11 protein-coding genes are annotated in these 10,925 nt (G+C 61.1%); 1 reads left to right on the top strand and 10 read right to left on the bottom strand.

Going from position 1 to position 10,925, the window contains the following annotated elements; genetic code table 11:
• Positions 1–40: 40 nt before the first annotated feature.
• The 9 genes from ACK9YZ_RS25715 to ACK9YZ_RS25755 form a co-directional block, all read right to left on the bottom strand.
• Positions 41–952 (bottom strand): ABC transporter permease, encoded by a 912-nt coding sequence (locus ACK9YZ_RS25715; RefSeq protein WP_416068111.1) that lies wholly within the window; start codon positions 950–952, stop codon positions 41–43.
• The gene (locus ACK9YZ_RS25720; protein WP_416068112.1) at positions 949–2,049 is read right to left on the bottom strand and encodes an ABC transporter permease; all 1,101 of its coding nucleotides are present in this window, start codon (positions 2,047–2,049) and stop codon (positions 949–951) included. The genes ACK9YZ_RS25715 and ACK9YZ_RS25720 overlap by 4 nt, the downstream gene beginning before the upstream one ends.
• A complete protein-coding gene (locus ACK9YZ_RS25725) occupies positions 2,046–3,569 on the bottom strand; it encodes an ABC transporter ATP-binding protein (protein ID WP_416068113.1) in 1,524 nt (507 codons plus the stop codon). Before ACK9YZ_RS25725 ends, ACK9YZ_RS25720 begins: the two co-directional genes overlap by 4 nt.
• 3 nt (positions 3,570–3,572) lie before the next feature.
• Positions 3,573–4,673, bottom strand: coding sequence for a BMP family ABC transporter substrate-binding protein (locus ACK9YZ_RS25730; RefSeq protein WP_416068114.1), 1,101 nt, complete (start codon positions 4,671–4,673; stop codon positions 3,573–3,575).
• 23 nt (positions 4,674–4,696) lie between these two features.
• Complete coding sequence (locus ACK9YZ_RS25735; RefSeq protein WP_416068115.1) at positions 4,697–6,076, bottom strand: amidohydrolase; 1,380 nt, start codon at positions 6,074–6,076, stop codon at positions 4,697–4,699.
• Position 6,077: 1 nt separating this feature from the next.
• On the bottom strand, positions 6,078–6,737 hold the full coding sequence (locus ACK9YZ_RS25740; RefSeq protein WP_416068116.1) for a glutathione S-transferase family protein: 660 nt from the start codon (positions 6,735–6,737) through the stop codon (positions 6,078–6,080).
• Complete coding sequence (locus tag ACK9YZ_RS25745) at positions 6,734–7,579, bottom strand: aromatic ring-hydroxylating dioxygenase subunit alpha (RefSeq protein WP_416068426.1); 846 nt, start codon at positions 7,577–7,579, stop codon at positions 6,734–6,736. The genes ACK9YZ_RS25740 and ACK9YZ_RS25745 overlap by 4 nt, the downstream gene beginning before the upstream one ends.
• Entirely contained in the window at positions 7,579–8,220 is a 642-nt protein-coding gene (locus ACK9YZ_RS25750; RefSeq protein WP_416068117.1) for a Rieske 2Fe-2S domain-containing protein, read from the bottom strand. Before ACK9YZ_RS25750 ends, ACK9YZ_RS25745 begins: the two co-directional genes overlap by 1 nt.
• A gap of 149 nt (positions 8,221–8,369) precedes the next feature.
• Positions 8,370–8,642 carry an acylphosphatase gene (locus ACK9YZ_RS25755; RefSeq protein WP_216759005.1) on the bottom strand — a complete coding sequence of 91 codons (273 nt, stop codon included), beginning with the start codon at positions 8,640–8,642 and terminating at the stop codon, positions 8,370–8,372.
• A 202-nt stretch (positions 8,643–8,844) separates the two neighbouring features.
• Here ACK9YZ_RS25755 and ACK9YZ_RS25760 point away from each other — a divergent pair, with 202 nt between their 5' ends.
• Entirely contained in the window at positions 8,845–9,402 is a 558-nt protein-coding gene (locus ACK9YZ_RS25760) for a DsbA family protein (RefSeq protein ID WP_416068118.1), read from the top strand.
• 8 nt (positions 9,403–9,410) lie between these two features.
• Here ACK9YZ_RS25760 and ACK9YZ_RS25765 read toward each other — a convergent pair whose 3' ends face one another.
• A complete protein-coding gene (locus ACK9YZ_RS25765) occupies positions 9,411–10,925 on the bottom strand; it encodes a carboxypeptidase M32 (RefSeq protein ID WP_416068119.1) in 1,515 nt (504 codons plus the stop codon).

Here is a 10,925-nt window from a genome sequence, read left to right on the forward strand (position 1 = left end):
GGAAAATATTGCACCGACAACGCTGAAAGCTACTGTTCCGTCATCGCTCGAACGGCTCGCCGAGTGAGGCGACGCCGTTGAGCTTCAGCAGCCGGCGGTCTGCCGAGATGATGCCGAGCACGATGATCGTTACCAGGTAGGGCAGGCAGGCCAGCAGTTGCGAGGGCACATCAAGCCCGGTTGCCTGGGCAGCAAGCCCCATTAGCGATACGGCACCGAAGAGGCAGGCTCCGAGGAAGATCCGGCCGGTCAGCCAGGTTCCGAAGACGACGAGCGCAATGGCGATCCAGCCGCGGCCTGCGATCATTCCATCCGCCCAGAGCGGCGTATAGATCGTCGAAGCATAGGCGCCGGCAAAGCCCGCCATCATGCCGCCGAATGCTACCGCGGCGAAACGCACGCTGATAACAGGATAACCGATGGCGTGCGCTGCTTTCGGGTTTTCGCCGACGGCGCGAATGACCAGTCCAACCTTGCTATAGGCAAAACTCGCCCAGATCGCGACGGTCACCAAGAGCGAAAGCCAGACGACGATATCCTGGGTGAAGAGGCCGCCGATGACGGGAATGTCCGAAAGGCCGGGGATGGTTATCTTCGGCAATGCCTTGACCGTCAGGCTTTCATAGCTCTTGCCGAACAGCGCCGACAGGCCCTGGCCGAGAATGCCGATCGCAAGCCCTGTCGCGACCTGGTTTGCGTTGAAGCCAAGGATGATCCCCGCAAAGATCAGCGACAGCAGGATGCCACCGAGCCCGGCCGCGAGGAACGCGAGAATGTGGCCGCCGCCATGATATACGATGATGAAGGCGATGACGGCGCCGAATGCCATCAAGCCCTCGACACCGAGATTAAGCACCCCGGCGCGTTCGACCACCAATTCGCCGAGTGCTGCCAGCAGAAAGGGTGTCGCGGCTGCCAGCATGCCGGCCAGGATGAACTCGATGGCGTTCATGTCGGGCTCCTGATGGCGGTCGGCCGCCACGCAAGGCGGTAGCGCACGAAGGCAATGGCGATGAGGTAAATGAGAAGCAGGCTGCCCTGGAAAACGCGGACGGCGGCGATCGGCAGGTTGGCGGACACCATGGCATTGTCACCGCCAATGTAAAGGGCGGCCATGACGACCGAGGAGATGACGATGCCGATCGGATGCAATCCGCCGAGATAGGCGACGATGATCGCCGCATAGCCGTAACCGGTCGAGATCGAGCGCTGCAGCTGGCCGAGCGGGCCGGCGACTTCGGCAGCACCCGCAAGACCAGCGGCCGCGCCACCGATCAGCAGCGAAAGCCAGATCGCCCAACCCTCTTTGAAGCCGGCATAGCTTGCCGCACGCGGCGCCAGCCCACCGACCTGCAATTTATAGCCGCTGAAGCTCTTCTGCATGAAGATCCATGCGGCGATCGACAGGAGAACGGCAAGGATCAGCGAGACGTTGACGCGCGTTCCCTCGATTAGGATCGGCACCATGGCATCGTATTGGAACATGACCGACTGCGGGAAATTGAATCCGTTCGGATCCTTCCACGGGCCGAGCAACAGATAGTTGAGAAGCTGCGTCGCGACGAAGCTTAGCATCAGCGAGACGAGGATTTCGTTGGCATTGAGCCGGACGCGCCAGAAGGCGGTAAGAGATGCCCAAACGGCGCCGCCAATGGTGCCGAGCAGCAGCATTGCCGGCCAGATCCACTGTCCGGTGGCGTCAGGCCACCAGATCGGAATGGCGGAGGCGAAGATCGCCCCGAGGACGAATTGCCCTTCGGCGCCGATATTGAAGACCTTGGCGCGGAAGCCGATCGCCAGTCCCTGCGCGATGAGCAGCAGCGGTCCGGTCTTCAAAAGCACTTCGGAGAAGGACGCCCAGGAGAAGAAGGGCTCGATCAGCATCGCGTAGATGACCGCGGCTGGATCGCGCCCCATGACCATATAGAGGCCGAGATTGAGAGTGATAGTAACGATCAGCGCGATCGGCGGGGCAAGCAGGGTAGCGGCAAGCGAGGCGCGCTCGCGGCGCACCAGTATGGGCAGGGCAGCGAAAAAGGGTCTGCTCATGCGGTGGCCTTCTCGCGCTGTAGCTGTGCTCCGATCATGTATCGACCGATCTCCTCGGGTTTGGTGTCGCGCGTGACGAGCGGCGGGCTCAGCGTGCCGTGATGCAGGACCTGTATGAAATCGCTGAGCTCGAACAGTTCCTCGAGCTCCTCGGAAACGACGAGGATCGCCATGCCTTCATTACGAAGGGTGATGAGCCGCTTGCGGATCGCCGAGGCCGCACCAATATCGACGCCCCAGGTGGGCTGGGCGAGGAAAAGAAGCTTTGGCGCCAGCATGATTTCGCGCCCGACGATGAATTTCTGCAGGTTGCCGCCGGAAAGCGAACCGGCTTCCGCTTCGGGACCGCGCGTGCGCACGTCATAATCCCGGATACAGTTATTGGTGAAGTCGGTCGCCTGCGCCTTATCGAGAAGGCCGCGCTTGACGAGGTTCAAGGGGTGGGCCGTCAGCAGGCTGTTGAGGGTGAGCGACATTTCGGGAACCGCACCGTGCCCGAGCCGATCCTCCGGAACGAAGGCGAAGCCCAGTTGACGACGCGCGGCAGAATCGAGCGTGCCAACATCCTTGCCCATCATGAAAATCTGGTCGCGCTGAACTCGCGGCAGGATGGTTTCGCCCGAAATCAGCCCCGCGAGTTCGCTCTGACCATTTCCCGAAATTCCAGCAATGCCGAGGATCTCGCCGGCGCGCACGGTCAAGCTGACATTGGCGAGCGGCACGGCGAAAGGATCGTCCGGCCTATAATTGAGGCCGATAAGCTCCAGACGCTTCTCTCCTTCGATCAATGGCAGTGCCGCCATGGGCTCTGGCATGTCACGGCCGATCATCATGCGTGCAAGCTCGTGAGCGTTATGTTCGCGCGGATCGACATGGCCGGTCACGCGCCCGCCGCGCAGGATCGTCGCGCGGTCGCAAAGCGACTGGATTTCCTCTAGCTTGTGAGAGATGAAGAGGATCGAGACGCCGCCGTCACGCAGCCGGCGTAAGGTCTCGAACAGCTTCTCCACGGCCTGCGGCGGCAGCACCGATGTCGGCTCGTCGAGGATCAGCAGTTTCGGGTCGGTCATCAGGCATCGGATGATCTCCACCCGTTGCCGTTCGCCGACTGAAAGCGAATGCACATCTGCGAGCGGATCAACTTCGAGGCCGAATTCATTCCCGAGCTTGCGAATGCGCTCCGCAAGCTCGCGCTTGTTGCCGGACACGATGAGCCGGATGTTCTCGACAACCGTCAGGCTTTCGAACAGCGAGAAGTGCTGAAAGACCATACCGATGCCGGCACGCCTTGCCTCTGCGGGAGAGGCAAGGCTGAGGTTCTGCCCGTTCCAGGCGACGGTTCCGCTGTCCGGCTGTTCGACGCCGTAGATCAGCTTCATCAGGGTCGATTTGCCGGCCCCGTTTTCTCCGAGGATGGCATGGATCGAGCGGGGAGCGACGTCGAGGTCGATCTGCTGATTGGCATGGACCTGGCCGTAGCTCTTGGAAATGCCGCGCAGCGACAGGAGCGGGCTCACCATGGTTTACTTCGGCAACGCCGTCGTGACACCCTTGACGTGCCAATCCATCGCGACGATCTGGGCGTCCGTCAACGTCGCACCCGAAGCAGCACCTTCGCTGCCGTCGGCCTTGGTGATTGGGCCGGTGAAGGGCGAGAAGCTGCCATCGGCGATCTTGGCTTCCACTTCCTTGATCTTCGTCATCGTATCGGCCGGGATGGCCGGGTTCCAATCGACGACTTCGACCACCTTGTCGGCAACGCCGAGGAATGTGTTGGCGCCCTTGAAAGTGCCGGCGAGATGGGCATCGACCGAAGCCTTGAAGAAGGGCGACCAGTCGGTGGCAACGCAGCCGAGATAGGTCTTTTCGGCATATTTCTTCATCGAGGAGTTGAGGTTGAAGGCATAGATACCGGCCTCCTCGCAGGCGGAAATCACCGAAGGCGTATCCTGCGCGTTCGAGAAGATCACATCGCAACCCTGCGCAATCAAGGCTTTGGCGGCTTCCTGCTCCTTTGCCGGATCGAACCAGGAATTAACCCAGACGACCGACACTTCGATGTCAGGCTTGACGGACTGTGCGCCGAGCGTGAAGGCGTTGATTGAGGTAATCAGTTCGGGAATGGCGAAGGCCGAAACCGAGCCGAGCTTGCCGCTCTTGGACAAGGCTGCTGCCGCCATGCCGAGCAGATAGGTTCCCTGGAAATATTTGGCGGCGAAGGGCGAGAAGTTCGGCGCGACCTGGAAGCCGGAGGCATGCAGGACCGTTACCTTCGGATTGCGACGGGCGATCTGCAGCGCACCGTTCTGATAGCCGAAGGAGCCGGCGATCAGGAAATGGTTTCCGTCGGCAACCGTCTTGTTCATGATGCGGTCCGCATCCGGTCCTTCGGCGATGTTCTCGAGGATGGTGACCTTCACCTTGTCGCCGTAGGCGGCCTTGATGGGATCCAGGCCGGCGGCAAGGGCATGGCCCCAGCCGACGTCGCCGATTGGCGAGGGAACGACGAGGGCGATGCCGAGCGGTTCGTCGGCCGCAAGTGCGGAGCGGCCGGCAAAGGCCGTGGCAAGGCCGGCGGCAGCCGCATTCTTCATCAGTGTTCTGCGGGTCAGATTGTTGGACATGTCAGTTCCCCTCTTTTGGTTGTTCAGAATTCCACAGTCGCGAGCGCGGCTTCGGCATCCGCGAAAAGCTTGAATTCGTCCAGCCCGGCGAATTCACCGGCCTGCCAGACGATCCGTCCATTGATCATGGTGAGATCGGTCGGCATGCCGATCCCGACCTTGGCGATCAGGCTAAGCGGGTCATGCCGCGTGCCGACATAGTCCATCCGCCGCGTATCGATTGCAAAGAGGTCGGCGGCCATGCCGGGGGCAAGGCGCCCGATATCGCTGCGGCCCAGCAGGCTTGCGCCGCCCGCCGTCGCATAGCGCAGAAAGTCGACGGGTGCCGGGACCGGATGAGCACGCGTCGATGCTGTCAGGCATTGCAGCATGTAGGCGGAATGGATGCAGTGCATGAGGTTCGAATTGTCGTTCGAGGCAGCGCCATCGCAGCCAAGCCCGATACGCAGGCCAAAGGCGGACATTGCCGGAATATCGGTGACCTCTGCGCCGACAAGATAGACCGGCTCGGGGCAATGGGAGACACCTGTACCGCTTGCCGCCATCTTTCGCAATTCGTCGCGTGTCAGCTCCCAGCAATGGGCATAGAACGTGTCGGGGCCGGCAAAACCGAGTTCGGTGCAATAGTCGACCGTGCGCATGCCGTGCCGTGCCTCGATCACGGGGCTTTCGCCCTCGCCGACATGCGTGTGCATCTGCACGGCGCGATCGCGGGCCAGCGCGACTGATTCAACGAAGGTTTCGCGATAACAATTGACTGGCTGGCAAGGCGCGACGACCACCTGCCGCATGCTGAAGGGACCGGCATCGTGGTAGCTGTCGATCAGCCGGGCACAATCCGCGATGAACTCATCGGTCGATTCCAGCATGGCATCCGGGATCGTCGAGCCCTCGGATTTCGGCAGCGTATTGCCGCCACGCCCCGCGTGGAAACGCATGCCAAGAAGCTCGGCTGCCTCGAACTGGCGATCGATCAGGCGCTTGCCGGCGTGCCGAGGAAAGCAATATTGATGATCGAAGGCCGTGGTGCAGCCATGCTTGATCATCTCGGCCATGGCCGTGACTGACGAATGGTAGAAGCAATCCTCGGTCAGCCGCGAGAAGATCGGGTAGATCCGATCAAGCCATTCGATGACCGACAGCTTCGTCCAGTCGAGATCGGCCCGGTTGCGCACGAAGCACTGGAAGAAGTGATGGTGCGTGTTGACGAGCCCCGGATAGACGAACCAGCCGGTCGCGTCCTGGACGATCGTGCCGGCGGGCAGTGTTTCTGCCGGCAGGTTTTCTCCGATCGCCTGGATCGCCGGACCATCCGTGAGCAGATCGACATTCCGGCGTACGGCCGGGCCACTGCCCTCGTCGACGATGACGGCTGCGCAATTTTTCAGCAGGTAGCCGGCCATCTCACCTCTCCTCCTTTGCGGGATGAGGATCGGGTTTCAGCTCGTGCAACCTGTGAATGCCCGGCATTTCGACAAAACCGTCGATGCTGCGGATGGCACGCAGCCAAAGCCGGATCGTTGGGTATGGATCGAGCGAGATGCCGCCATCGGGCGCGAGCGCCACATAGGGGAAGCAGGCGATATCGGCGATCGTGGCGCGGTTCGACGCCAGGAAGCGCATGCCGCGCAGACCCTGTTCGAAAAGGCCAGCCTCCAGTTCGCGCAGCGCTGCAATCCCCTGTGCCTGCAGCGTCTCGATATTGCCGGGGCGCAGAAGCATTTCATGCAGCCGCGCACCGCCGAGATTGGCCGTCAGCCGGTGCGAGAAGGAGAGCCATTGCTGCACCCGCGCCGTCTCTTCAGGCGTGCCGGTGCCCAGCCATTCCGGCGCGCGCCCGGCGGCTAGATAGGCGAGGATGGCGGAGGATTCCGTCAGGACGAGATCGCCGTCTTCAAGGATCGGGATAGAGCCTGCCGGATTGAGCGCCAGGAGTTCTGGTCCGCGATGTTCGGCGCCGGGGTGAAAATCGACCGGTCGGATATCCAGCTTGATGCCGAGGATCGCCGCCATCAGGCGGATCTTGTAACAGCTCGGCGAGAGAATGTAGTCGTAGAGCTTCATTGCGCGACCAACTGTGCCCCGTAAGTATAGTTGTGACGCTTCAGCCAGCGCCGGTAGGCAACCGATGTGAGATCGGCTCGGGTTGGGATTTCCATGCCGGGATCGAGCGGCAGCAGGGCTGGGATCTGGTTTTCAAGGATCGAGCGATCCTGCAGGAAAATCATCTGTTGAAAATGGATGAGGTCTGTCATGGGCGTTTCGTCATCGAAAAGGGCCATCCATGGCCATACATCACAGAGGTCCTCCGCAAGCGGCTGGACGAAGAGGGTAATGACATCCCATTCGCCGGGCCGGGGAGGGCAGGTCTTGTAGAGCACTGAGCAGGTGGGTGCCGGTACGCGGTACATATATTCGGTGGTAATGCCGCCGGTTGCCGACTTGGCTGCCTGCGGCTGGTAGAATTTCACCTGCGTTGCCCAGACCTCATCCTCATCTTCGCGGATTTCTACCTTGTAGTTTTCGACCTCCGTATGCGGCTCGGCGCCGAGGATGTCGGTATGGACGAAGGGGAAATGGGCAATGTCGAGGAAGTTCTCCACCGCCCGTAGCGGCGAGCAGCGCACCCGCACCACGCCGACATCGACAAAACGGCGGCCGGGCCGATCCGCCTCGGGAATAGCAAAAAGCTCCTTGACGGGATTGCCGAGGGAAGACCAGACATGGCCGTAGCGAACACGGACAGGGAGTGGGCGTCCGTCGCCGGATGTTACCCGCGCCGATCCGTCCTGCGCGCGTGCCACCTCGATCGGTTCGCCCATCAGCGCGGTCTTGTTTCCCGTCTCGGTGAGCCGGCTGAGAAGTCCGACCGGATACCATTCGTCGATCATCGCGCCGGCCTTCATCATGCAGCTTCCTTCTGGCGTGCTTCCGCCCGGCGGCGCAAAGCTTCGGCAATGCGGGACGCGGCAACCCGATCCTCAATGCTGCGACTTTGTTCGATCAGGACATGAACCAGCGTGCGATCCCCCTGTGGCGTCGGCCACAGCCGGACCCATGGATATTCCGCGACGCTGATAAGTCCGTCTGCATTCGCCTTTGCGCCGGCCACAGCTTCGATTTCCGCGATGCCGGCCTCGGCCGTCAGCGAGCGCAATGGAATGAGATCGCCAAGGCGCGGCGGCTGCGATGTCGGCTCGCCAGCAGCGACCCAGATGACGCCATCCAATTCTTCGACTGTCTGGACCGCGACGCGGATCGTTTCCGGCGGCACGAGGTCGGGATGGGCCGGGATGCGAACGCATCCTCCCGACGGAGAGTAGCTCCAGCCATGATAGATGCAGGAGAGCGTCTCGCCACGCACGAAGCCGTGGGACAATCGCATCCCGCGATGCGGACAGCGATCCGACGATGCCGATGCGCGCCCCGATTGACTGCGCCAGAGAGCGATCGATCCTGCTGGCGTCCATGCTGGTATAACGGTTGCCGGCGGCAGATCAGCAGAAAGGGCGACAGGCGTCCAGGAGCCGGCCGTATCAGATGGCATAACTTTCAGTTCCTCAATTTTACCAATACTTTAGCGCCGCTGGCCGCGCACTGTTGCCGAGCTCGCGACCTCAGTTGTCTGAGGCTTGCATAAAAAAATCGCATTAGCAACAATGATTAAATTAAAGGCAACAGATCAATGTTGCCGCATTACGGTGCATCGGCCGGATCTACAATCTTGCGCTGAATCTCGTCCACCCAGACATCGATCGGGCCGAGCGAACATCCCATTTCCAGCATGTCGATCAGTTCGACAGGTCCCGCGACCTCGAGCTCGATTCGGTCGGCCCCGGTGTAAAAGAAATCCTGGGACAGTCCGAGCTTGTCAGCATGGCGACGGATCCACGGGACGAATGAGGCAGAATTGACATCGCCAAGGATCGTCATCCGCTCGCGCAACTCCCCCTGCCGTGCCTGCATCATTGAATTATCCATCCTTCAGTCTGCGATGACAGCATAGCGGCTCGGCGCGTTTGTGAAAGGGGCATGCGAGGCCGAACGGTCTTATGGGCCTCATGAGTTCGTGGATAATTGGAACGGCAAACAGTGATATCACACGCGACGCAGGCTGCGTCGGTGACTATGGTGGCCGGCAATAGAAAGATGCAGAACAAAGGACACGAACATGACGACCACTTCCTGGCAGGCAGCTCCACTCGTTTGGGGTTCCGGACAGCGCGTTTTCGAGGCATTCCTGGAGCCGACCTGCCCCTATTCCGTCAGGACGTTCAACAAGCTGGACAGGCTTCTGGAGCAAGCCGGCGAGAACAGGATCACAGTGAAAATCCGCCTGCAGTCGCAGCCCTGGCATATGTATTCCGGCGTGCTCGTGCGCTGCATCCTCGCCGCGTCGACCTTGAGCGGTGGCAAGGAAACCGCAAAGAAGGTCATGGCGGCCGTCGCTGCCCATCGCGAAGAATTCGAGTTCGAGAGGCATGCCGGCGGTGCCAATATGGATGTCACGCCGAACCAGATCATCGAACGCCTGGAACGCTACAGCGATGTCGAGCTGAAAGACGCTTTCGCGATGCCTGATCTCGACCGCGAGATCAAATGGCACTGCAAATATGCGCGTCAGAACGGCATTCATGTCTCGCCGACATTCATGATCGACGGGCTGGTGCGGCCAGACATGAGCAGTGGCGACGAGGTTGAAGCCTGGGTCAAGCTGCTGGTCGGCTGATTCCTGCCTCAGGCGGTGAGGTCTACGACCTTGCGCTTGAGATCGTTGACATAGGCGGAGGCGGAAAGGTCTTCGCCTGTCGCATCCGCCAGCAATTGGCTGGCGCTCTTCGAGCGTCCGTATTGATGAACATGGTCATTGAGCCAGGTTTTCAGCGGCAGGTAATCGCCATTCTCCAACCCGCGTTCGATGGCCGTCTCCTTGCAGGCCGCTGCGAAGAACTGCGACGACATGATGTTGCCGATCGTATAAGTCGGGAAAGAGCCGACCATGCCGGATGACCAGTGGACATCCTGCAGGACGCCGAGCGTATCGTTCGGCACATCGAGCCCAAGATACGCCTTCACCTTGTCGCGCCAGATGCCAGGCAGATCGGCAACCCGGATTTCGCCTGATATCAGACCCGCTTCGATCTCCGAACGCAGCATGATGTGCAGATCATAGGTCAACTCGTCGGCTTCCACACGAATGAAGCCGGGCCGGGCGGCATTGACGGCCCGCCAGAAATCCTCCGGCGTGACATCGCTAAGCTGGTCGGGGAAGGTCTTTTGCAGATCGGCGAAATTCAGCTCCCAAAAGCGGCGGGAGCGGCCGACGCGGTTTTCCCAAAGGCGCGATTGGGATTCATGCGTGCCGAAGCTCGTGCCGCCGACGGCATACAGATTGACGAAATCCGTGGTGAATGTCGAACGGCTGAAAGCTTCGGAAATGCCCTGCTCGTAGATGCCGTGGCCCGCTTCATGCCACACGGCGAAGAGGCCGCCGGGCAGCCAGGTTTCGCGGAACCGGCCGGTGATGCGCACATCGGATCGTGTGAAGGAAATCTCGAAGGGATGAACCGTGTCGTCGAGACGGCCGCGGTTGAAATCATAGCCGAAACGGGCGGAGATCAGGCTTGAAAATGCCCGCTGCTTGTCGACCGGGTAAGCCCGATCGAGAATTTCCGCGCGGACATTGGCTTCTTTCGCCTGGGCGAGCAACGGCAGCAGGCCGTCGCGCAGCTCACCATAGAGCCTGCGCAGCCGCGACCAGTTCATGCCCGGTTCGTAGGTTGCAACCAGCGCGTCGTAGGGATGCTCCCTATAGCCGATGGCAGCGGCGATCTCGCGCTGCATTTCCATCGTGCGTTCGAGGAACGGCGCGAAAGCGGCAAAATCATTGGCGGCGCGCGCGCTGCTCCAGGCCGCCTGGGCGACGGTTTTCAGCTCCGCCGCAGCGCTGACGAGGGAGGCGGGAATGCGTGAGAGGGTGTCGATCGCCTCTGCTGCCTTTTCGAGCGCGAGCTTACGGCGGTCACCGACATCGATCCCTGATAGTTCCGACCGCGCGCCCTCGATGGCGCGTTGAAGTTTGTCACTCGTCGCAAGATCGCGCGCGAGCCCGGCGAGTGTGGCAATCTGCTTGCCGCGTGCATCGACACCGCCTGGCGGCATCATGGTGCGCGCATCCCAGGTAAGCAGGTTTACGGCGCAGAGGATGTCGTTGATCCTGGCGATCTCGTTTTCAAAAGCGGCAAAACTCAT

This window comes from Rhizobium sp. ZK1, assembly GCF_047782645.1.
Lineage (GTDB): Bacteria > Pseudomonadota > Alphaproteobacteria > Rhizobiales > Rhizobiaceae > Rhizobium.